The organism is Microvirga sp. CF3016 (assembly GCF_036314085.1).
Taxonomy (GTDB): Bacteria; Pseudomonadota; Alphaproteobacteria; order Rhizobiales; family Beijerinckiaceae; genus Microvirga.
Window position 1 is genome coordinate 362562 of record NZ_JAYGGM010000002.1, and the last position, 21655, is coordinate 384216.

Annotated in this window: 17 protein-coding genes; 6 read left to right on the forward strand and 11 right to left on the reverse strand. The window is 65.3% G+C overall.

Features of this window, described 5'->3' with window-relative positions; translation table 11 throughout:
* Window positions 1-16: 16 nt before the first annotated feature.
* Window positions 17-421 (forward strand): PilZ domain-containing protein, encoded by a 405-nt coding sequence (locus VB672_RS04090; protein ID WP_329782896.1) that lies wholly within the window; start codon window positions 17-19, stop codon window positions 419-421.
* A gap of 32 nt (window positions 422-453) precedes the next feature.
* Here the strand turns inward: VB672_RS04090 and VB672_RS04095 are convergent, their stop codons facing one another.
* The 8 genes from VB672_RS04095 to ileS all read right to left on the reverse strand — a co-directional run bounded on the left by VB672_RS04095 (window position 454) and on the right by ileS (window position 12348).
* Complete coding sequence (locus VB672_RS04095; protein WP_329782897.1) at window positions 454-1308, reverse strand: transporter substrate-binding domain-containing protein; 855 nt, start codon at window positions 1306-1308, stop codon at window positions 454-456.
* Window positions 1309-1505: 197 nt separating this feature from the next.
* Window positions 1506-3356: a DNA mismatch repair endonuclease MutL gene (gene mutL / locus VB672_RS04100; RefSeq protein WP_329782898.1), complete on the reverse strand. Its 1851-nt coding sequence runs from the start codon at window positions 3354-3356 to the stop codon at window positions 1506-1508.
* A 261-nt stretch (window positions 3357-3617) separates the two neighbouring features.
* Complete coding sequence (locus tag VB672_RS04105) at window positions 3618-4934, reverse strand: glucose-6-phosphate isomerase (RefSeq protein WP_329782899.1); 1317 nt, start codon at window positions 4932-4934, stop codon at window positions 3618-3620.
* A 273-nt stretch (window positions 4935-5207) separates the two neighbouring features.
* Window positions 5208-6485, reverse strand: coding sequence for a M16 family metallopeptidase (locus VB672_RS04110; RefSeq protein WP_329782900.1), 1278 nt, complete (start codon window positions 6483-6485; stop codon window positions 5208-5210).
* A 29-nt stretch (window positions 6486-6514) separates the two neighbouring features.
* Window positions 6515-7846 (reverse strand): M16 family metallopeptidase, encoded by a 1332-nt coding sequence (locus tag VB672_RS04115; protein ID WP_329782901.1) that lies wholly within the window; start codon window positions 7844-7846, stop codon window positions 6515-6517.
* 213 nt (window positions 7847-8059) lie between these two features.
* Complete coding sequence (locus VB672_RS04120; RefSeq protein ID WP_329782902.1) at window positions 8060-8695, reverse strand: hypothetical protein; 636 nt, start codon at window positions 8693-8695, stop codon at window positions 8060-8062.
* A gap of 87 nt (window positions 8696-8782) precedes the next feature.
* Window positions 8783-9250 (reverse strand): signal peptidase II, encoded by a 468-nt coding sequence (gene lspA, locus VB672_RS04125; protein ID WP_329782979.1) that lies wholly within the window; start codon window positions 9248-9250, stop codon window positions 8783-8785.
* 149 nt (window positions 9251-9399) lie between these two features.
* Complete coding sequence (ileS, locus tag VB672_RS04130; protein WP_329782903.1) at window positions 9400-12348, reverse strand: isoleucine--tRNA ligase; 2949 nt, start codon at window positions 12346-12348, stop codon at window positions 9400-9402.
* 293 nt (window positions 12349-12641) lie between these two features.
* Here ileS and msrB point away from each other — a divergent pair, with 293 nt between their 5' ends.
* Both msrB and VB672_RS04140 read left to right on the forward strand, forming a co-directional pair.
* The gene (gene msrB, locus VB672_RS04135) at window positions 12642-13145 is read left to right on the forward strand and encodes a peptide-methionine (R)-S-oxide reductase MsrB (RefSeq protein ID WP_329782904.1); all 504 of its coding nucleotides are present in this window, start codon (window positions 12642-12644) and stop codon (window positions 13143-13145) included.
* A gap of 9 nt (window positions 13146-13154) precedes the next feature.
* Entirely contained in the window at window positions 13155-14324 is a 1170-nt protein-coding gene (locus tag VB672_RS04140; protein WP_329782905.1) for a DUF3095 domain-containing protein, read from the forward strand.
* A gap of 7 nt (window positions 14325-14331) precedes the next feature.
* Here VB672_RS04140 and VB672_RS04145 read toward each other — a convergent pair whose 3' ends face one another.
* The 3 genes from VB672_RS04145 to VB672_RS04155 form a co-directional block, all read right to left on the reverse strand.
* A complete protein-coding gene (locus VB672_RS04145) occupies window positions 14332-15276 on the reverse strand; it encodes a bifunctional riboflavin kinase/FAD synthetase (RefSeq protein ID WP_329782906.1) in 945 nt (314 codons plus the stop codon).
* 330 nt (window positions 15277-15606) lie between these two features.
* Window positions 15607-16482 carry a TIGR01459 family HAD-type hydrolase gene (locus VB672_RS04150; RefSeq protein ID WP_329782907.1) on the reverse strand — a complete coding sequence of 292 codons (876 nt, stop codon included), beginning with the start codon at window positions 16480-16482 and terminating at the stop codon, window positions 15607-15609.
* A gap of 187 nt (window positions 16483-16669) precedes the next feature.
* Entirely contained in the window at window positions 16670-17935 is a 1266-nt protein-coding gene (locus tag VB672_RS04155) for an EAL domain-containing protein (protein ID WP_329782908.1), read from the reverse strand.
* A 167-nt stretch (window positions 17936-18102) separates the two neighbouring features.
* On the opposite strand from VB672_RS04155, the gene VB672_RS04160 reads away from it, so the two are divergent.
* The 3 genes from VB672_RS04160 to hisS all read left to right on the forward strand — a co-directional run bounded on the left by VB672_RS04160 (window position 18103) and on the right by hisS (window position 21599).
* Window positions 18103-18324 (forward strand): heavy-metal-associated domain-containing protein, encoded by a 222-nt coding sequence (locus VB672_RS04160; RefSeq protein ID WP_309086741.1) that lies wholly within the window; start codon window positions 18103-18105, stop codon window positions 18322-18324.
* Between the two features lie 101 nt (window positions 18325-18425).
* Window positions 18426-19775, forward strand: a complete 1350-nt coding sequence (locus VB672_RS04165; protein WP_329782909.1) for an aspartate aminotransferase family protein — start codon at window positions 18426-18428, stop codon at window positions 19773-19775.
* Between the two features lie 339 nt (window positions 19776-20114).
* Window positions 20115-21599, forward strand: coding sequence for a histidine--tRNA ligase (hisS, locus tag VB672_RS04170; protein WP_329782910.1), 1485 nt, complete (start codon window positions 20115-20117; stop codon window positions 21597-21599).
* Window positions 21600-21655: the final 56 nt, after the last annotated feature.

Consider the following 21655-nt stretch of genomic DNA (forward strand, 5'->3'; position numbering starts at 1 on the left):
GACCTAAGGTCGCTTCATGGTTCCCGCCACCGCCCTCGATAACCGTCGGCAAGCCAGACGCTTTCCCTCGCATCACCCGGCAAAGATCATGCTGGGGCCCGAGGCAATGATCTCCTGCATGGTGAAGGACATTTCGACCGGCGGGGCGAGGATTGCGGTCAAGCGGCACATGGACCTGCCGGAAACCTTCGAGCTGTACATCGCCGCCCATGACCTGCAGGTCCGTCGCGCACGGGTGTGCTGGCGCCATGGCGATTTCGCAGGCGTCGCGTTCAGCGCCGAGGAGGCCGACATGACCCCGGCCGTTCATGCCGACCAGGCGTTGCGGTTCGAGGATTGCCTCGACCAGGCAGCCATGCCGGCCCATCTCGCGTCCGCTCCGGCGCGCAAGGATCTCAAGCTCTACCGCACCACGGTCTGACCGAACCCCGCTTCATCAGTTTGCTAGGCCGTTCAAGTCGTTGGCGTAATGTCGATCTTGAACCACTTCTCGGACAGCTTCTTGATCGTGCCGTCCGCCTTGGCGGCCGCTATCGCATCGTTGAACATGGCCTTCAGATCGGCGTCCTCCTGACGTAAGCCTGCGCCGACGCCGGGGCCCAAGAGGCCGCCGGTGATCGACGGACCGACCAGCGCGAAGTCCTTGAACTCGGGCTTGCTCAGCGTTCCGCTTAAGGCCGTCGCATCCGCCAGCACCGCATCGATGCGGCCGGCCGCGAGATCGAGATCATGCTGCTCCGTGGTCTTGTACTCACGGATCTCGGCGACATCCTTCAGGTACTTGTCGGCGAAGTTGGAATGGATGGTCGAGGTCTGCACGCCGATGGTCTTGCCCTTCAGGAGCGGCTTCAATTCGGTGATGGCTTTCTCGGCGGCCGCTTGCTGCGTCGACAGATTAAAGGCCTGGCCGGTACCCGGCATCTTGGCGAGCGATGAATCCTTGGGAACGAGGAAGCCGTTGGGTCCGGCGGCATAGGGGTTCGAAAAGTCGATGGTCTTCTTGCGCTCGTCCGTGATGCTCATGCCGGCCATGATGGCGTCGTACTTCTTGGCCTGGAGCGCCGGGATGATGCCGTCCCAGTCCTGCGCTACGATCTCGCACTTCACCTTCATGCGCGCGCACAGCTCGTTGGCGAGGTCGATCTCGAAGCCCTCGAGCCTGCCGCCCGCACCCGTGAAGTTCCACGGCGCATAGGCGCCTTCCGTGGCGATCTTGACGGTTTCCCACTTCTTGCCCTGCGCGAAGGCGCCGCCGACCGCCAGCGCGGCACCGAGGAGAGAGACACCAACGATTCTCGCGACCTTCATTGCCATTCTCCTGTTTCGAAGGGTTGGCCTGAGGTTAATTAGTGCTGCTTGTAACCGTTCGATGCCCGTCACGCTGATGTGATGACGAAGGCCAATTAAAGCGAGGCTGTACGGGACGGAAACCGAGCTCAGCTCTAGCAACTTCAGCGCAGTATCACGCCTTACACTGAGAACGCGGATTCCGGCGGCCGTGTTTCCTAGCGCCGCCCAAACAGCCGCTCGATATCCGTCAGCTTGAGCTCGACGTAAGTCGGCCGCCCGTGGTTGCATTGGCCCGAGAGCGGCGTCGCTTCCATCTCGCGCAGCAGGGCGTTCATCTCCTCGGGCCGCATGCGCCGTCCGGCACGAATGGAACCGTGGCAGGACATGCGCGAGAGAACGGCGTCGAGACGCTCTTCCAGTGGACTCGCACCTCCCTGCCCCCACTCGGCCAGGGCATCGGCCACGTCCTGCACCAGCGCCTTGATGCGCCCGCCAGCGAGAGCGGAGGGCACCTCGCGCACGAGCAGAGCGCCATGGCCGAAGGGCTCGACCACGAGGCCGAGGCTCTCGAGGGAAGAAGCCTCTGCCAGTACGCGATCCGCGTCCACGGGATCGAGATCGACCACCTCGGGGATCAGCAGCAATTGCCGGGCGATGCCGGAGGAGGCACGCTCGCGCTTCAGTCGCTCGTAGACGAGGCGTTCATGGGCCGCATGCTGATCGACGATGACGATGCCGTCCTGCGTCTGCGCAACGATATAGGTCCCGTGCAGCTGCGCGCGGGCGGCGCCGAGAGGAGCCTCCTCCGTTTCCGGATCAATCTCGTGAAGGGTCGCGCGGCTGTCGGCAGAGGGGCTTGCGAGATCGGGCAGGCTCGTCTGCCGCTCTGCAAGGCCGGAGCCAGGCGTGTGGGATCGCTCTGGCGCATCGAGCGGCGCCTGCCAACTGGCGAAGGCACTGGTCGGACGGATCGCGTGCGTGCGGTGCGGATAGGCCGGACGCGACGGCAGCACACCCTGTGGGCGCAGGCTTTCCAACGTGCGGGTTCCGCCCGTGGACGAGGCGCGGAAGGCATAGCGGGTGATCGCCTCCTTCAGCGCGCCCACCACGAAGCCTCGTACGAAGGCAGGGTCGCGGAAGCGCACTTCCGTCTTGGCCGGATGCACGTTGACGTCCACCGCGCGCGGATCGAGGTCGATCATGATGGCGAGCACCGGGTGTCGATCGGAGGCCATCACGTCCGCATAGGCGCCGCGCACGGCGCCGAGCAGCAGCTTGTCGCGCACGGGCCGCCCGTTGACCACGAAATGGATCGCCGCCCCGGTCCCGCGGTGATAGGTCGGCAGGCTCGCAAAGCCTGTGAGCCGCACGTCCTCGCGCTCGACGCCGATGGCCATGGCGTTCTCGTGGAACTCCGCCCCGAGCACCCGCGAGAGGCGGCGCAGGAATCCATGCTCGCCGGGTTCCTCCGGCGGATAAGTGAAAGCCGTGATGTGCTCACCCGACAGGGTGAAGCGGATCGTGGGGTGGGCGATGGCGAGGCGCTTGACGATCTCGGCGACCGCCTGCGCTTCCGAGCGATCACTTTTCAGGAACTTCAGGCGCGCGGGCGTGGCGGCAAACAGATCCGTCACCTCGACCCGGGTGCCCTTCGGCGCGGGTGCCGGGCGGACGGGACCTTTGACGCCCGCCTCCACGACGATGGATGAGCCGGTCTCGGCCTCCGCCGTGCGGGTGACGATGGACAGGCGCGCGACGGCGCCGATGGACGGCAGGGCCTCGCCACGGAAACCCAGGGTGTTGATCGAGAACAGATCCCCGTCCGGCAGCTTCGAGGTGGCGTGGCGCTCGACCGCCAGTTCCAGATCCTCCGGCGTCATGCCGCGGCCGTCATCGACAATGCGGATCAGGCGCCGCCCACCGGCCTCGACCGTGACCTCGATGGAGGTTGCGCCCGCATCGACCGCGTTCTCCACAAGCTCCTTCACGGCGGCCGCCGGGCGCTCGACGACCTCGCCCGCAGCAATGCGGTCGACGAGGATGGGATCGAGGCGGCGAACGTGCATGCGAAGCGTCTGACCTTCAGAATCGAAGAGGAGAAGATAGGGGCGGAAGGCGGCGGAAACCAGAACGCGCGACGTTATTCCCCTGCTGACTTCACGTATCGTCCCGGACAGCGCAGCCGATTCGGGATCGGACCCAGGATGGCCATACCGATTGCCTTCATCACCGGGCTTGTCCCGGTGATCCCGATCGCATGAAGCGCCGAGCCTCTCCTTATCGAGATGGCCGGCACAAGGCCGGCCATGACATGGAAGGATAATCCCTTACCCCTGCGCCAGATACTCCTTCGCCAGGATCTTGGCCTCTTCGACGGCAGGCTGGTCGAACGGATCGACGCCCATGGCATAGCCGGCTAGGATCGTCTCCAGCATGAAATGCATGAGAAGCTCGCCCAAGGCGCGCTCGTTCAGGGTCTCGATATGGATCTGACGGGTCGGACGGCCATTCTTGGCGAAGGTGTCGGCCATGGCCCGGCCCTGGGCGGCCACGAGATCGCCGATGGTCTTGCCCGCAAAGTCCGGCTGGCCCGCGCGCTTGGCTAGGCCGCCGTCCATTGCGGGCCCCTTCCCGGCCACGCCGGTGGTCAGCACCGTGAAGAGCTTGTCGTTGGGCCCGGCAAGATAAAGCTGCTGCTGGCTGTGCTGGTCCACCGGTCCGATGGCGGCAACGGGCTGCGTGCCCTTGCCGTCCTTGCCGACGCTCTCGGCCCAGAGCTGGACCCACCAGCGGGTGAAGCGCTCGAGTCTGTCCGCATAGGCCATGGTCACCGCGATGCCTTTGCCCGCCTTGGCGGCGGCGATGTTGAGCGCAGCGCCCAGGGCCGACGGAGCATCCTTGGCCGCAGCGCCGTTGCGGAAGGGCTCGTAGGCATCCGCCGCGCCCTGACGGATCGCCGCGATGTCGAGACCGAGCGCAGCGGCAGGGAGGAGGCCCACATTGGTCAGCACCGAATAGCGTCCGCCGATGCCGGTGTGGTGTTCGAGGAAGCGGACGTCCTCCGGCTCGAGAAGATCTCGCAGAGCGTTCTTGCCGCCGTTCTTGCGCGGCTCGGACAGACCCAGGAACAGATCCTTCGGGTGCGAATGCAGACCCGCCTTCTCCAGGGCCGTGAGCACGGCGATCGTCTGCATCAGGGTCTCGCCCGTGCCGCCGGACTTCGAAATCGAGACCCACTTCGTCGAGGAAAGCGGCAGCTTGTGCAGGACGCGGTCGAAGGTGACGGGATCGAGATTGTCGAGGAAGTGGATGCGCGGGCTCTCGGTGAAGCGGCCCGTGCCCGGCACCGCATAATCCTTCAGCTGCGCCAGGGTCTGCCCGCCGAGGCTCGATCCTCCGACGCCGAGAATGACCACATCCGTCGCGTCGTCGCGCAGAAAGGCGGCCGCCTCGCGGATGCTCGCCAGATCGTCCGTGGTGCGCGGCATGTGGAGCAGCGGCAGCCGGCCGGAGGCATCGTCCTCGGCCAGCCGCTTCATGGCATCGCCCACGAGCCCGAGCGCCTCGTCGAGCGCCGCCTGCGGCAGACCGCCTCCCCCGATATTGGCTTCAAGGGCAAGATCGATCGATTGCTGCAGGACCATGAGCTTACTCCGACTCGTTCAAAGCAGGAGCGAAAGATTAGGGCAGAGAGGGCCTTGAGGCTAGGGTCGTGGCAATGAGCCTGAGGCGTCGCTCTCGGTGGCTGGTCGGGAACGACATGCTACGGCGTCATGGCCGGCCTTGTGCCGGCTATCCCGATGAGGAAGGGCTCGGCACTTCATGCGATCGTCATCACCGGGACAAGCCCGGTGATGACGACGGACGCGGATTTCAGACCGGACGCTTAGGACAGGCCCGCATCCGCAGATGAGGCGTCACACCCCTGTCGGGCGTCCAGCGATCACCGTCAGCATCCGGCCGTCGCCGAAGATGCGCTCGGCGGCCTTGCGGATGTCGGTTTGCGTGACGGCCGCGACCAAACCGTTGCGGCGGGCGATATAGTCGATGCCGAGACCCTCGAAGGCAATCTGCGCCAAGGTATGGGCGATCTTGGTCGAGGTGTCGAAGCCGAGCGCATAGGAGCCGACGAGATAATCCTTCGCCTTCTGCAGCTCCTCGTCGGACGGGCCTTCGCTCGTCAGATTCGCCATCTCGTCGGCGATGACGTCGAGGGCCTCGACCACGCGCTCGTTCTTGGTGGCCGTGTAGCCCCAGGTCATGCTCGCCGAGCGATAGCTCACCAGCGATGTGCCGACGCTGTAGGCTAGGCCGCGCTTCTCGCGCACTTCCTGGAACAGGCGCGAGGTGAAAGCGCCGCCACCGAGGATGTGGTTGAGCACATAGGCCGGGATGAAGCCCGGATCACGCCAGGCAATGCCGTTCATGCCGAAGCGGATGACCGATTGCGGCACGTCGAGATCCACCACGATCCGCGATCCAAGCTTCTGCAGCGAGGCGGGCTCGATCATGCTGAGCGCCTTTGCCTCAGGCAGGGAGCCGAATACCTTGTCGAGCAGAGCTGCGAGATTGTCGCCGCTGATCGCACCGACGACGGCGATCTTCACACGTCCGCGGGCGATGATCGCCTTGTGCATGGCGATGAGATCATCCCGCGTGATCGCCGCCACGCTCTCCGGCGTGCCGGAGGTCGGGCGGCCGTAGGGGTGGCCGGCAAAGCCCTCCTCGAAGAAGCGGCGCGTTGCCATGACGCCCGGATCGTTCTGCTGGTACTTGAGGCCCGCGATGGTCTGAGCGCGCACGCGCTCGATGGAATCCTGATCGAAGCGCGGCTCGGCGAGAGCGAGGCGCAGCAGTTCGAACGCTTCGTCCGCATGCTTGACCAGAGTCTTCAGGGAACCGCCGAGAGCATCGTTTCCTGCATTGAAGGACAGCTCGATCGCGCGCGCTGCCAGACGCTCCTGGAACGCGTCGGAATCGTGTTCGCCCGCACCTTCATCGAGCAGGCGCGCGAGCATCTGCGCCACGCCGGGCTTGTCCGCAGGATCGTGCGCCGAACCGCCTTCGAAAATGAACGAGACGGCGATCAGCGGGACCACGTCGGATTCGACGTGCCATGCCTCGACCCCACGGGCTGAGGTCAGCGCATTCACCGTGGTCGGAGACGAGGACATGGTTTCGACAGAAGCTGTCATGATTACCTCGGTTCTTGTGCAGGCGGGCTTTAAGAGGCCGGCTTCTGCAGATAGCCCGTCACGGAACGGCGGGGGATGAGATAGCGCTCGGCCGCGGAGGCGAGATCGTCCTTCAGAACGGTCTCGATCTCGACCGGCCAGCGCCGCACCTCCTCGATCGTTTCGCCGATGGCGAGCGCCGAGCCGTAGATGCGGGCGAGAGAGGATTGGCTGTCGGTGGAATAGATCGTCTCGGCGACGAGGCGCGTCTTCGCCCGCTCGATGGAATCCGAATCGAGCGCCTCGGCGGGAATCGTCTTGAGCACCTGATCGACGACTTCTTCCAGAGCCTGCAGCGACACGCCTTCGGCCGGCACCGCATAGACGCAGAAGCGCGTATCCTCCATGGCGGAGGACATGTACCAAGCGCCGGCATTCACGGCGATGCCACGCTCCATCACGAGCTTGCGGTAGAGATACGAGGTCGGGCCGCCGCCGATCACCTCGGCAAGAAGCTCGAGCGAATAGCAGTCGCGCTGCGAGGCCGTGCGGCAGGACGGCACGAGATAGAGCCGCTGCATGGTCGGCTGCTCGACCTTCGGATCGGCCACGGTGATGTGACGCGCCGCCACGGGCTCGGGCTCGCGCGGACGAACGCGCACCGGGCGCTTGCCTTGCGGCGCGATGCGGCCGTAGGTGGCATCGGCCAGGCGGCGCACCTCGTCCTCGTTCACGTCGCCTGCAACGACGAGAATGCCGTTCTCGGGCGTGTAGAAGCGTCGGTAGTAGTCGAGTGCATGGTCGCGATTGAGTGTCTCGATCTCGTGCATCCAGCCGATGATCGGAATGCCGTAAGGATGATGAACGAAGAGCGACGCCGCCATCGCTTCCGAGAGCTGAGCCGACGGATCGGTCTCAACACGCATGCGGCGCTCTTCCAGCACCACGTCGCGCTCCGGGCCGATGACGGATTCCTCCAGGAGGAGGTTCGTCATGCGGTCAGCCTCGAACTCCATCATGGTCTTCAGGTTTTCGCGGGCGACGCGCTGGAAATAGGCCGTGTAGTCGAAGGACGTGAATGCATTCTCCTGTCCGCCGAGACCCGAGACCACCTTCGAGAACTCGCCGGCCGGATGCTTCTCGGTGCCCTTGAACATCAGATGTTCGAGGAAGTGCGCGATGCCCGATTGTCCAAGCGGATCATCCGCGGAGCCGTTGCGGTACCAGATCATATGGGTGACGACGGGAACCCGGCGATCCGGAATGACCACGACATCAAGTCCATTGTCGAGCGTGAAGGACGATAAGTTCGGACCACTGCCTTCCGCCCGCCCGAAGGAGGCGGCGTCGGCGCGAAGAAGAGGCTTTGAGGCAGTGTCCATGACGTTTCAACCTTGGCGACATCAAATCGTTTCGCAGGATGATTCCTACGGGATAGTCAAATTAGGAGGCTATGCAAGCGAGGCCGCTGATCTTTCCTGTGCGGCACCTTCTGCTCGGAACGTCAGAACAGGCTTGGCTTTTGAGAGCCCCATAACGTTTTCAGGCGAAGCGGGTAAACCCGTTCGCCTGAAGAAAGAGGGAAGAGACAATGCTTACTGCCTGCTCTGCTGCTGGCGGAGATAGGCCGACGGGCTGTCGGGATCACCCGACACGACCGGTTCGGCAGAGGCCTTGAGCCGTCCGCCGCCCTGGGCCCTGAGCAGGTCGCTCGGAGGATCGCTGAGGTAGCGGCGGTCAAGGCCGTTGCCCTGCAACTCGGGCTTCTCATCCTTCGAAAAGGCGCGCAGTTCGTCGGGGCTCATGCGGCTGATATCGGCCTGACGACCGACGGGCATTTGAGGGCCGGCCGAGGCATTGGGATTGCGTCCGGCACGCATCTCCTCGATGGAGAGGCGCTTGCCCTCCACGTTCTTGTAGTATTCGGAGCTCGTATAGGGCGTGCGGGCCTCTGCCGCAGCCTTGCGGCGCGCAGCCACGTCCGGATCCTTGGGCCAGTTGCCATTGCGCGCCTCGGCACCGCCGCCCGGGGCCGGAGCCGGCAGGTCCATCTTGGGCGGAAGCACGAGCGGAGCGCGCTCGTTGTAGGTGATTGGCGCCTTTTCCTTGGGAATGATGCCGATGGCGCCGAGGATGCTCTTCACCGCCTCGCCTTCCTGGGCCGAAGCGCCGGTGGCGACGATCAGAAGCGCCAAGGCCCCCGCGCGGCCTATGATTTTCATTCCCTTCATGGCACCCACCATTCGTTTCTCATTGTGGCCGGAAGGCCTGATCGCTCATTCTGGCGAACATATGGCAGAAGCCGCCACGCAATATCATTATTTCGCCCGACGCCCCTCCAGGACGAAGGAGTCATAAAGCAAACCGACCACCCCCGCAACGATGGCGGCATCCGCCACGTTGAAGACGTACCAGGACCAGGATCCCACGTGGATCTGGATGAAATCGAACACGGCCCCGTAGGCCAGCCGGTCGATGACGTTGCCAATCGCCCCCCCCGCGATGAGGCCCAGGGAAACGGCGAGCAGCTTGGCCGAGGTACGGCGGATCCAAAGGGACAGGCCGATGGCGGCCAGGACGGAGATGACGATCAGCCCCCAGCGGCCGAGCTCGGAATTCTGCTGCAACAGACCGTAGGAAATGCCCCGGTTCCACACCACGATCAGGTTGACGAAGGGAGCGAACGCGACCGGCTCCTTCACGGGCAGGTCGTAGATGAACAGGGTGTAGAGCTTCGTCGCCTGATCGAGGAGGAGGGTGATCAGGGCCGCGGAGAAGCCCAGGATCGTAGCGACCGACAGGCCCTTCTGGGCAGCACGCCTCCTGCCCGCCCCTTTCGGAGCCCGTGCCCGGTCGGCCGCGCGTGGTCGCGGCGCACCGGGTTGAGACGTCATCCCGGCATCGGTCAGCGGTGCACTGGTGTCGTCGGACTTGCTCATTCGGCCGCCGCCTTCAGTTGATCCCATTCGCGCAGGGCCGCCGCATCGCGGGGCGTCACGTCCGGATAATCGGGATCGGTGCCCACATCCGGCGTGACCTTCCAGGAGCGGGCACATTTGCGGCCCCTGGCGAGAGCCGGCACGACGGCCACGCCCTTCACGTCCTCGAGCCGGAAGGCCTCGGCAGGGCCTTCGCCCTGCACCACCTGGATGCCGGACGTAATGCAGATCTCGGCGAGGTCGAGACCCTGGACGGCCTCGAACAGGCTCCGGTCGGCGATGTGGAGGACAGGCGCCGCCTCGAGGCTCGCTCCGATGCGCTTCTGCGCACGCTCGATCTCCAGCGCACCGGTGACCACGCGGCGCACGCGGCGGACTTTCGCCCAACGCTCGGCAAGCGCCTCGTCGCGCCATTCCGCCGGTACCTGCGGGAAGGTTTCCAGATGAACCGATTCTGCTTGCGGGTAACGCGCGAGCCAGGCCTCCTCGGCCGTGAAGGCGAGGATCGGCGCGATCCAGGTCGCCACGCAGCGGAAGGTCTGGTCGATCACGGTAAGCGCGCTCTTGCGCACCTTGCCGGAGATCGGATCGCAATAGAGCGCGTCCTTGCGGATGTCGAAATAGAAGGCCGACAGATCCGTGGTCATGAACGAGTTGAGAAGCGCGATCACCCGCTTGTAGTCGAAGGTGGAGTAAGCCTCGCGCATCTCGCCGTCGAGTTCGGCGAGGCGATGCAGGACGAAGCGCTCCAGCTCCGGCATCTCGTTGTATGCAACCTTGTCCGCCTCGCGGAAATGCGCCAGCGAGCCCAGCATCCAGCGGATCGTGTTGCGCAGCTTGCGATAGGTCTCGACGAAGGTCTTCAGGATTTCCGGGCCGATGCGCAGATCGTCCGAGTAGTCGGACGCCGCCACCCATAGGCGCAGGATGTCGGCGCCGGAATCCTGGATCACTTTCTGCGGCGCGACCACGTTGCCGAGCGACTTCGACATCTTCTGCCCCTTTTCGTCGAGGACGAAGCCGTGGGTCAAAACGATGTCGTAGGGCGCGCGGCCACGCGTCCCGCAACTCTCGAGCAGGGACGAATGGAACCAGCCGCGATGCTGGTCCGAGCCTTCGAGGTACATAACCTGATCGGGCCCGCCATCCACCTTGCGCGTCACCTTCAGATCCTCGCGCTTCTCGAGCGCGAAGGCATGGGTGCAGCCGGAATCGAACCACACGTCGAGGATGTCGTTGATCTTGTCGAAATCATCGAGATCGTAGCCGCCGGCCTTCAGGAAGCGCGAACCGTCATCCGCATACCACGCATCCGCGCCCTCCTTCTCGAAGGCTTCCGCGATGGAATCGTTGACCCGTTCGTCCTTGAGGATCTCGTTGGTGCCTTTCCTCACGAACACTGCGATCGGCACGCCCCAGGCGCGCTGGCGCGACACCACCCAGTCGGGCCGGTTCTCGATCATGCCGGTGATGCGGTTCTCGCCGGTCTCGGGCACCCACTCGACGGTCTTGATGCCATGGAGCGCGCGCTGACGCAGGGTGTCGCCCTTGTCGTCGAGCGGCTTGTCCATGGAGATGAACCATTGCGGCGTGTTGCGGAAGATCAGCGGCCCCTTCGAGCGCCAGGAATGGGGATACTGGTGCTTGAGACGCCCGCGCGCGATGAGCGCGCCGACCTCGACGAGCTTCTTGATCACCGCCTCGTTGGCACCTGCATCCTTGCCCTTGTCGTCGTAGATGCGCTCGCCCGCGAAGAACGGCACGTCGGGGAAATAGGACGAATCCGGCGAGACCGTGTGCGGCACCTCTTTCGTGCCGCAGGCTGCGAACACATCGCGGTGCTTCACGTAGGTGTTGTAGTCGTCGGCACCGTGGCCGGGAGCCGTGTGCACGAAACCCGTACCGGCATCGTCGGTCACGTAATCGGCCGGCAGCACAGGCACGCCGAAATCCCAATAACCGTTCGCTCCCTCAAGGCCGCGGAACGGGTGCGCGCAGCGCTCAAGCATCACCGGCAGCACGTCCTTCACGCGCCTGTATTCGGCGACACGCGCGGCGGCGAAGACATCGGCCGCGAGCTTGTCGGCGATGACGAGCCGGTCGCCCACCTTGGCCCAATTGTCCTCCGCCGCCTCCGTGACCTCGTAGAGGCCATAGGCGATGTTCTCCCCATAGGCGATGGCGCGGTTGGCCGGGATCGTCCAGGGAGTCGTCGTCCAGATCACCACGGATGCGCCGTCGAGATCACCGTCGAGCGTGTTGGTGATCTTGAATTTCACCCAGATCGTCGTGGAGGTCTTCTCGTGATACTCGACCTCGGCCTCGGCCAGCGCGGTTCTCTCGACGGAGGACCACATGACCGGCTTGGAACCGCGATAGAGCTGGTCGCTCACCGCGAACTTCATGATCTCGCGGGCGATCTGCGCTTCCGCGTCATAGGACATGGTCTGGTACGGATTCGTCCAGTCGCCTTCGACGCCGAGGCGTTTGAACTCCTCGCGTTGCACGTCGATCCACTTTTCGGCGAAGGCCCGGCACTCGCGACGGAACTCGACGATGTCCACATCGTCCTTGTTCTTGCCCTTGGCGCGATACTCCTCCTCGATCTTCCACTCGATCGGCAGGCCGTGGCAGTCCCAGCCGGGCACGTAGTTGGAATCGAAGCCCAGCATGCCCTGCGAGCGGACCACCATGTCCTTCAGGATCTTGTTGAGCGCATGGCCGATATGGATGTTGCCGTTGGCATAGGGCGGGCCGTCATGCAGCACGAAGCGCGGGCGGCCCTTCTGGACCTCGCGCAGGCGCTCGTAGAGTCTGTTCTCGTTCCAGCGCTGCAGGAGCTGCGGCTCCCGCTGCGGCAGGCCGGCCCGCATGGGGAACTCGGTCTGAGGCAGGAACAGGGTTTCGGAGTAGTCGCGGGCGGCGCTTTCGGGCTTGTCGGTCATAACGGTCAATCGGTCTTGTGTGGCCCGTAAATCAGGCGGGCGCATCGGGCTTCTGTCGGGGGCGAACGGCTAGGATCCCGGACCTTCGCAGGTCATGCGAAAGCCGGGCCGATAATTCGCGCAGCGCCTATGCGGGCCGCCAGCGGAGCCTGAGAAGCCATGGACATGACGAGCCTTTTAGCAGCGCCGAGCCGGATAATAAAGCGTGGTGATTGCCGGGTTGGATCCCTATTTATGGGCAGAAACCGGCCCTATAGTCTCACAAGCATTCCGAGGGCAGGAAGGATTGACCCATGGCAGACTCGACCTCTACGGCCGAACGGCGCTCCAAGGCCGGCTTCGACCTCACCCCGCCCAGCTCCGAGCAGTTGCATGCCCTGGTGGCGAACCTCGACGACGAGGAGCGCCGGGTCCTGCTCGAACACGGCACCGAGCGGCCCTTCTGCGGCATCTTCAACGAGGCCAAGGAGAAGGGCACCTATTGCTGCCGCCTCTGCGGGCTGCCCCTGTTCAACGCAGGCACCAAGTTCGAATCCGGCACCGGCTGGCCGAGCTTCTTCGATCCCATCGACCGCTCGCACATCGCCTTCGTTCGCGACACCAGCTACGGCATAGTCCGTACCGAGATCCGCTGCGCCCGCTGCGAGGGTCATCTCGGCCACGTGTTCAACGACGGCCCGCCGCCGACCGGCGAGCGTTACTGCATGAATTCGGTCTCCATGCGCTTCATCGCCGAAGGCGATCCGCTGCCGGACGAGCTGGGACGAGGGGCGCCGGAGGGTGAAGTGGTGGGCTGAGGCCGCACCATGGACACCACTAGCCGCAAGATGGGCAACGGGGCGGAGTCGGATTTCTACGCCCGCCTGCCCGTCTTCGACCATTTCTCCCAATTGACCGATCCCGGGCTCTACATGCCCGTGCCGGACGATTGGGTGCTCGGCCTCAGCGACATCGTGCGCTCGACCTCCGCCATCGGGGCCGGGCGCTACAAGGAGGTCAACACGGCGGCGGCCTCGGTCATCGCGGCCGTTTCCAACAAGCTCGGCACGAGCGAGTTTCCCTTCGTGTTCGGGGGCGACGGGGCGAGCTTCGCCCTGCCCGCCTCGCAATCCGATCTCGCGCGGGAAGCGCTTGCCGCCGTGGCAGCCTGGGTGCGGGATTCCTTCGGTTTCGAGCTGCGCATCGCCGTCGTTCCCGTTGCGGAGATCCGGGCCCAGGGCCATGACGTGCGGATCGCCCGTTTCGCGGCCTCTTCCGACGTCTCCTATGCCATGTTCTCGGGCGGCGGCCTCGCCTATGCCGAACAGCGGATGAAAGAGGGCGCCTTCACCCTTCCTCCGGCACAGCCCGGCACCCTGCCCGACCTTACGGGACTGACCTGCCGCTTCGACGAGATCACCCCCCAGCGCGGCGTCATTCTGTCCCTGATCCTGCTTCCGGAGCCAAAAGCGAGCATGGACGCCTTCAACGCGCTTGTCGGGCAGGTTTTGTCCCTGGCCGAGGGCCGGGAAGCGGGCCGGCCTATGCCCGAGAATGGACCGCCCCTGACCACGCCGTTCAAGGGCTTCGGGATCGAGGCGAAAACGGTCAAGAAGGACGGATCGCGTCTCGGAGCCTTGGCGAAGCTGGCGGGCGGACGGCTGATCTCCTTCCTGATCTTCCGGTTCGGATGGACGGTCGGCCGATTCGATCCGGCCCGTTACCGGCACCAGCTCGTGGAGAACACGGACTTCCGCAAGTTCGACGACGGCCTGCGCATGACCCTCGACTGTACCCCTGCCCTCGCCGACCGGCTGGAAGCTGTGCTGATGGAGGGGCGCCAGAAGGGAATCGCCCATTACGGCCTGCACCGGCAGGAGGCCGCCCTCATGACCTGCTTCGTGCCGTCAGCCACCCGCAGCGACCACATCCATTTCGTCGACGGCGCCATGGGCGGCTACGCCATGGCCGCACAGGCGCTGAAGCCCGCCGTCTGAGACGCGGTCATCCGATCATCGACACCGTCCTGTCCTCGGCAAGCATCCGCTTCGCCTTGACGGAATCCCGATCCATCTGGGCTATCAACGCCTCGATGCCCTCGAAGCGCTCCTCGCCGCGAATCCAGCCGACGAACTCCACGTCGAGACTCTGCCCGTAGAGATCGCCGGAGAAATCGAAGAGATGCACCTCGAGGAGCGGAGCGCCGTTGTCGAAGGTCGGACGGCGGCCGAAGCTGGCGACGCCGTCGACGGGCCTGCCGGCCACCGCAGCCCTGACGGCGTAGATCCCGTGTCGGAGGCGGCAATCGTCGGGAAGGCGCATATTGGCCGTTGGGTAGCCGAGCACCCGCCCACGCTTGTCGCCGTGGCGCACCTCTGCCTGGACGAACCAGCGGTAGCCGAGGAGCCGGTTGGCCGTGGCGATGTCGCCCTCCTCCAGGGCGGCGCGGATGGCGCTGGAGGAAACAGGCTCCGTTCCCTCGACGATGGCCGGAGCGATCAGGCAGTCGAGCCCCCGCTCGCGGCAGAGCTCCGCCATGCGCGCCGGATTACCCTCGCGCCCGCGGCCGAAATGAAAATCGTGGCCGATCACTACCCCGGAGAGCTGCAGGTCCTGCGCCAGAAGGTCCACGAAGCCAGCCGCCGTGAGGGCCGCGAGGTCACTGCTGAAACGCCTCTGGAAGACGCCGTCGAGGCCGAGGCGGGCGAAGATCTTGAGCTTCACCGGCTCGGGCGTCAGGCGGAACAGCGGCCTCTCGGGCTGGAAGAAGGTGCGTGGATGCGGCTCGAAGGTCACGGCCGCGGACGGACGGCCGGAGGCCTGAGCCATCTTCAGGAGGTGCTGGTGCCCCCGGTGCACCCCGTCGAAATTGCCGATGGCCGCCATGGCCCCCTTGAGGCTCTCGGGCACGGGCTCGCCATCGCGGCAGATCGCGAACGGGGTAGGCATCGGGGAGAAACCTCGGAACTCATCTGGCGGATATCGGTGCGGGCGCGACCCTGTCGAAAAGCGTCTTACGGGTCAAGCCCGCTCCCTCGACTCTCCCAAGCCGCAGGCTTATTATGTTACAAGTCCCTGGCAAATGCCCGAGAGGCTGATGCTGAAAGCGTTTGCAGCCGTTTTGGCGACCTTTGGCCTTCTGTGGGCTGGTCTCTTCATATGGGGGAACTACACCGAAGCCGGCCGGGCCGATTCATGCATCGATGCAGGCGGGATCTGGAATTCGGCGCAGCTTCGCTGTGAAGGAGCGAGACCTCCGTATAAGGATCCCTGACGATCCTACCAGCACAGGACTTCCGTGAAGGCCGTCGGCCTGACGGGCTGCCGGTCGACCCAGTCCTGCACGTGATCCGAGACCAGACCGCCATTGTGAAGACCCAGCTCCTCCGCGTGGATGCCGCGGGCGATCATCAGCGAGTCGATGCCGAAGCCCACGGCGCCCGCGATGTCGGTGCGGATCGCGTCGCCGACCGCGAGCACCCTGGCCTTTGGAATGGGACGACCGGTCAGTTCAGCCGCGACCGCGAGAGCCCGGTCATAGACGGGTCCATGGGGCTTACCGGCATAGAAGACCTTGCCGCCCATTTCCTCGTAGGCCAGAGCGATCGTCCCCGCGCAAGGCAGGATCATGGTGCCGCGTTCGACGATGAGATCCGGATTGGCGCAGACCATCAGGAGGCCCCGCCGGCGCATGGCCTCGAGCTGCGCCCGATAATCCTCGACCGTCTCCTCCTCGTCGTTGTCGAAGCCGGAGCAGATCACGTAATCGGCTTCGTCGATGGAGCCGAAGCGCACATCGAGGCCGGCATAGATCGGCATGTCGCGAGGCGGACCGATATGATGGACGATCCGGTCGATGCGCTCTTGGATCGCAAGCCGCGTCAGGTCGCCGGAGGTGACGATGGCGTCATAGGCTGTGCGCGGCACGCCGAAGCCGTCGAGCTGCGTCCCGACGGAGGCCCCGGGTCGCGGCGCATTGGAGACGAGGACGACTCGCCCACCCTTGGCGCGAAAGCGGGTAAGCGCATCGCTCGCTGTCTCATAGGCTTTGACGCCGTTATGCAGCACGCCCCACACGTCGCACAGGACGAGATCGTAGCGATCGGCGAGAGATTGCAGGCCCTCGACGTGGGCGGGGCGGGACAGGGCGGTCATGGGGTCTCACTAGCGCATCGTGCGGACCCGAAGGGCCACGTTGGTGAAAAGTGGGCCCGGTTTTCCGCGCCAAATGATGCACAAGTCAAGATGATGAGCACCGGATTCGATCCCAAAAGTGGAAATCCAATTTTGGGTCCGATCGCTGATGACGAAACCGGGCGGGCAGGCCCTTGCGCCGCCCAGGTCACCCGGCGCGCCGCAGAAGGGTCGGGGCATCATCCAGGCCGAAGGGCCGCGGCGGCGCCTGCTCGCCGGCGATCTCCGGCTTGACCGGACGCGGAGCCGCGAAGGCGAAGCCTTGCGCCAGCGGCACGCCGAGATCGCAGAGCACCGGGACCATGTCGTCCGCGTCCACCCGCTCGGCGACGAGCCGGATTCCCTGGCGGCGCAGCGCCGAGGCGAAATCGCGTACGTCGAGTTCCGGACCGGCATAGCGGCCATCCGCCTGCTCGGCCGCCTTGATCATGAGATCGGCCGGCAGCTTCATGAAGCGGATGCCGATTTCGGCCAGCGCCTCGGGATCGAACCGCAGGTCGGCGGCGCGGTCGAGGGAGAACGGCACGCCCCGCTCGCGCAACGCGGCGAGCGCGGCCCTGAGATCCGCATCGAGGTGACGCCAGCTGTGCTGGGGCATTTCCAGGACGATCTTGCCGAGAAGATCGGGACTGGTGTCGATAAGGCCTGCAAGCGACCACAGGAACCCGGGCTCGGCGATGGAATGCGCCGTAAGGTTCACCCCCACGATGGCCTCGCTGCCGCGGGCGACGAGATGGCGGGCAATGGCCATGGAGCGGATCAGAACCCGGCGGTCGAAATCCGACGCGCGGCCGGACGCTTCGAGGACCGGCAGGAACTCAGCCGGTCCCAGCAGGGTGCCGTCTGCCAGTCGCAGCCGCGCCAGCGCCTCATAGAAACGGATCTTACAATGCGGCAGAGACACGACGGGCTGCAGATGCAGCTCGATCCGATCGGCCTCGTACGCCTGGGTGACCAACCGCATGCGGCCGATCTCCGCGGTCGAGGAGCTGCGCATGGAAGGCAGCAGGGACGGCTCGGGGAAGCGGACGGTCTGCGCCAGAGCGAGCGGCGGCGCGCCGATCTCCACGCTCGGTTCCGCGCCGGCCGAGAGCGCCAGCTCCCGCAGAACGGCCGTCGGGCTGCCTGCCCGCACGGGCGGGCGCAGAACCAGCGGCACGGCCGGCGCCTGGTCTTCCTGCGTGAGGCCCGCGAGCTGCACGGCCAGGTTCTGCCGCTCCGTCTCGGCCTGCCACCACAGGAAGACAAGGCCGAAGAAGACGGCCATGACCAGGAAGCCGAAAACCGGCAGGACAAGGCTCGCCTCCATCGGCACAGAGGCCGAAGCGGCAGCCGTCAGAAAGGCTGGTGTGAAGGCGAGAAGAGCCGCCTTCCTGTCCCTCAGGACTGGAATTTTTTTCTTGTTCGTCACCATGGGTGCCCCCGCTCCCCTGGCTCGGCGAATATGCGCGAATCAGTGTGTTAACAGACAATGAATCAGCGCGAATCGCGGTGCAAGTTTCGCATTCCCGCAATGGACATTTTTTCGCGGTCGCGCGTTGCCTGCGCAGAATCCTGATGGAATTTCAAAGAGGTTGACCGATGGAAGAGCCCCGCAAGGATCTGCTGATGCAGGTCGACGGCATGACCTGCCAGGGATGTGTCAATTCGGTCACCCGGGCGATTCAACGCCTCGATCCCGGCGCCAGGGTGGAGGTGGATCTGGAGCACGGGCGCGTCCATGTCACGACCCAGGCTCAGAGTGTCGAGGTGGCGCGCGCCCTCGACGCTGCCGGCTATGAAGCCCGCGCCATGACGGGATGAGACGAGGGTTGCCTCCGGCTCATGGCTTTGCCGAAAGTTCTTTTTGCGGCGCCTGAAAACGGCTGATAGGTTCCTTCGTGCCAGACACTTCGGGGACCATGATGACCGCACAGACATCCAGAGCCGCCAACGACCTCATCGCACCAAACGATTTGGATGCCTGGTGGCTTCCGTTCACGGCCAACCGCTCCTTCAAGCAGCGTCCCCGGATGATCGCCCGCGCCAAGGGCATGTACTACTACACCCCTGATGGCCGGGAAGTAATCGACGGTGCCGCCGGCCTCTGGTGCTGCAATGCCGGCCATAACCGGGACGAGATCACGGCGGCCATCCAGGCCCAGGCACAGGAGCTCGACTATTCGCCGGCCTTCCAGTTCGGCCATGCGGGCGGCTTCGCCCTCGCGTCGCGCCTTGCCCAGCTCGCGCCGGGCGACCTCAACCACGTCTTCTTCTGCAACTCCGGCTCCGAGGCGGTGGACACGGCGCTCAAGGTGGCGCTGGCCTATTGGAACGTGAAGGGCCAGGGCAGCAAGACGCGCCTCATCGGCCGCGAGCGCGGCTATCACGGCGTCGGCTTCGGCGGCATCTCGGTGGGCGGCATCGTCAAGAACCGCCAGTTCTTTGGCTCTCTCCTGGCGGGCGTCGACCACCTGCCGCATACCTATAACCGGGCCGAGCAGGCCTTCTCCCGCGGCGAGCCGGAATGGGGCGCGCATCTGGCCGACGAGCTGGAGCGGATCGTGGCCCTCCACGACGCCTCGACCATCGCGGCCGTGATCGTCGAGCCGATGGCGGGATCCACGGGCGTGCTGCCCCCGCCGAAAGGCTATCTCAAGCGCCTGCGCGAGATCTGCGACAAGCACGGCATCCTGCTCATCTTCGACGAGGTGATCTCGGGCTTCGGCCGCCTCGGAACGGCGTTCGCCGCCGAGCGCTACGGGGTCATTCCGGACATGATCACCTTCGCCAAGGGCGTGAATTCCGGCACCGTGCCCATGGGCGGCGTGCTGGTGCGCGAAGGTTTGTACGATGCCTTCATGAACGGCCCCGAGCACATGATCGAGCTGTTCCACGGCTATACCTATTCCGCTCACCCGCTGGCCTGCGCGGCGGCGCTTGCGACCCAGGACATCTACCGGGACGAGAAGCTGTTCGAGCGCGCCAAGACCCTGGAGCCGGTCTGGGCTGACGCGATCCATTCGCTCAAGGACCTGCCGAACGTGCTCGACATCCGCACCATCGGCCTCGTGGGCGCCATCGACCTCGCCTCCCGGCCCGACGCGGTGGGCAAGCGCGCCTTCGAGGCGATGGACCGCGCGTTCCAGGAATACGGCCTGATGATGCGCATCACCGGCGACACCATCGCCCTCTCCCCGCCGCTCGTCATCACCGAGGAGCAGATCGGCGAGATCGTCGACAAGCTGACCAAGGTGATCAGGGCGGTGGCTTAAGAGCCATCTCTCGAGCAACGTCATCCCGGACGGCGTAAGCCGATCCGGGATCGGGTGCTGGATGAAACGGTAGACTCCCTCTCCCTGAGGGAGAGGGTTGGGGTGAGGGGTTACAGGTCTATCCGGAGATGGCGCAACCCCTCACCCGCGCCTCCGGCACGACCTCTCCCAGTGGGAGAGGTGTTCCCGCGCTTCACTCGTCTTGCGATCCCGGATCTTCGCTACGCTCCGTCCGGGATGACGGCTGATGTTGCATATACACCAACATCTCTTGCCCCTCCCGGCCCTAGGGAGTAGGACCGCAGCACGTTTTCCCAACCAACGGCTGCTGTAAAATCCATGTCCAAGGCCGACAAGATCAAGGCCCGCGCCCCGCGCGGCTTTGCCGACCGCACTCCCGCCGATCTCGCCGCCACCGAGCGCATGCTTGCGGCGATCCGCGACTCCTACGAGCTCTACGGCTTCGAGGGCGTCGAGACGCCCTTCGTCGAATACACCGACTCGCTGGGCAAGTTCCTGCCCGATCAGGATCGGCCGAACGAGGGCGTGTTCTCGTTCCAGGACGACGACGAGCAGTGGCTGTCGCTCCGCTACGACCTGACCGCGCCGCTCGCCCGCTACGTGGCGGAGAACTTCGACGCCCTGCCGAAGCCCTACCGCAGCTATCGGGTCGGCTGGGTGTTCCGCAATGAGAAGCCGGGCCCCGGGCGGTTCCGTCAGTTCATGCAGTTCGACGCCGACACCGTGGGTGCCGCCTCCGTCGCGGCGGATGCCGAGATCTGCATGATGGCCGCCGACACGCTGGAAAAGCTCGGCCTCAAGCGGGATGACTTCATCATCAAGGTCAACAATCGCAAGGTCCTCGACGGTGTGCTCGAGGCCATCGGACTCGGCGGCGAGGACAGGGCGGGCCAGCGCCTCACCGTGCTGCGCGCCATCGACAAGCTCGACCGCCTCGGCCCGGAGGGCGTGAGCCAGCTTCTCGGCGCCGGCCGCAAGGACGAGAGCGGCGACTTCACCAAGGGTGCGGGGCTCGAGCCCGACGCCATCGCGCGCGTGCTCGCCTTCACGGATGCCAAAGGCGCGAACAATGCGACCACCGTCGAAAACCTGCGCAAGGTGGTCGGCACCTCCGCCCGCGGCCTGGAAGGCGCGGACGAACTGGCGGAGATCGCCTCCCTGGTCGCTTCTTCCGGTTACGAAGATCGCGTCACTATCGACCCCTCCGTGGTGCGCGGCCTCGAATACTACACCGGTCCCGTCTACGAGGCGGAGCTGACGTTCCAGGTCCAGGACGAGGACGGGCGCCCCGTTCGTTTCGGCTCCGTGGGCGGCGGCGGGCGCTATGACGGCCTCGTGGGCCGGTTCCGCTCCGAGCCCGTTCCGGCTACCGGTTTCTCCATCGGCGTCTCGCGCCTTCTCTCGGCCCTGCAAATGGTCAAGAGCCCCATCGTCGCCGGGGCCGAGAAGCCCGGTCCGGTAGTCGTGCTCGTCATGGACAAGGACCAGGTCGCCGCCTACCAGCGCATGGTCTCGACCCTGCGCCAGGCGGGCATCCGCGCCGAGCTCTATCTCGGCTCCTCGGGCATGAAGGCGCAGATGAAATATGCCGACCGGCGTCAGAGCCCCTGCGTGGTGATCCAGGGCTCCAATGAGCGCGAGCGCGGCGAGGTCGAGATCAAGGACCTGATCGAAGGGGCCATGGCGGCTCAGGCCATCGCCTCCAACGAGGAATGGAAGGCCGCCCGCCCGGCGCAGTTCTCGGCGCCTGAAGCGGATCTGGTGAAGGCCGTGCGCGAGGTTCTGGGCCGTCACTTCGGATAAGCTTGGCCTTTGGGAACCCCTATGGTTTCATCGGGGTTGTCTCTCAAGCTTGACCA

Excerpts from the sequence above, each read along its gene's own strand:
- VB672_RS04105 (WP_329782899.1), bottom strand. The coding sequence starts at position 4,934 with ATGGTCCTGCAGCAATCGATCGATCTTGCCCTTGAAGCCAATATCGGG.
- VB672_RS04120 (WP_329782902.1), bottom strand. The coding sequence starts at position 8,695 with ATGAAGGGAATGAAAATCATAGGCCGCGCGGGGGCCTTGGCGCTTCTG.
- VB672_RS04095 (WP_329782897.1), bottom strand. The coding sequence starts at position 1,308 with ATGAAGGTCGCGAGAATCGTTGGTGTCTCTCTCCTCGGTGCCGCGCTG.
- msrB (WP_329782904.1), top strand. The coding sequence starts at position 12,642 with ATGGCAGACTCGACCTCTACGGCCGAACGGCGCTCCAAGGCCGGCTTC.
- ileS (WP_329782903.1), bottom strand. The coding sequence starts at position 12,348 with ATGACCGACAAGCCCGAAAGCGCCGCCCGCGACTACTCCGAAACCCTG.
- VB672_RS04140 (WP_329782905.1), top strand. The coding sequence starts at position 13,155 with ATGGACACCACTAGCCGCAAGATGGGCAACGGGGCGGAGTCGGATTTC.
- VB672_RS04090 (WP_329782896.1), top strand. The coding sequence starts at position 17 with ATGGTTCCCGCCACCGCCCTCGATAACCGTCGGCAAGCCAGACGCTTT.
- VB672_RS04150 (WP_329782907.1), bottom strand. The coding sequence starts at position 16,482 with ATGACCGCCCTGTCCCGCCCCGCCCACGTCGAGGGCCTGCAATCTCTC.
- VB672_RS04165 (WP_329782909.1), top strand. The coding sequence starts at position 18,426 with ATGACCGCACAGACATCCAGAGCCGCCAACGACCTCATCGCACCAAAC.
- VB672_RS04155 (WP_329782908.1), bottom strand. The coding sequence starts at position 17,935 with ATGGTGACGAACAAGAAAAAAATTCCAGTCCTGAGGGACAGGAAGGCG.
- hisS (WP_329782910.1), top strand. The coding sequence starts at position 20,115 with ATGTCCAAGGCCGACAAGATCAAGGCCCGCGCCCCGCGCGGCTTTGCC.
- VB672_RS04115 (WP_329782901.1), bottom strand. The coding sequence starts at position 7,846 with ATGGACACTGCCTCAAAGCCTCTTCTTCGCGCCGACGCCGCCTCCTTC.
- VB672_RS04145 (WP_329782906.1), bottom strand. The coding sequence starts at position 15,276 with ATGCCTACCCCGTTCGCGATCTGCCGCGATGGCGAGCCCGTGCCCGAG.
- VB672_RS04110 (WP_329782900.1), bottom strand. The coding sequence starts at position 6,485 with ATGACAGCTTCTGTCGAAACCATGTCCTCGTCTCCGACCACGGTGAAT.
- mutL (WP_329782898.1), bottom strand. The coding sequence starts at position 3,356 with ATGCACGTTCGCCGCCTCGATCCCATCCTCGTCGACCGCATTGCTGCG.
- VB672_RS04160 (WP_309086741.1), top strand. The coding sequence starts at position 18,103 with ATGGAAGAGCCCCGCAAGGATCTGCTGATGCAGGTCGACGGCATGACC.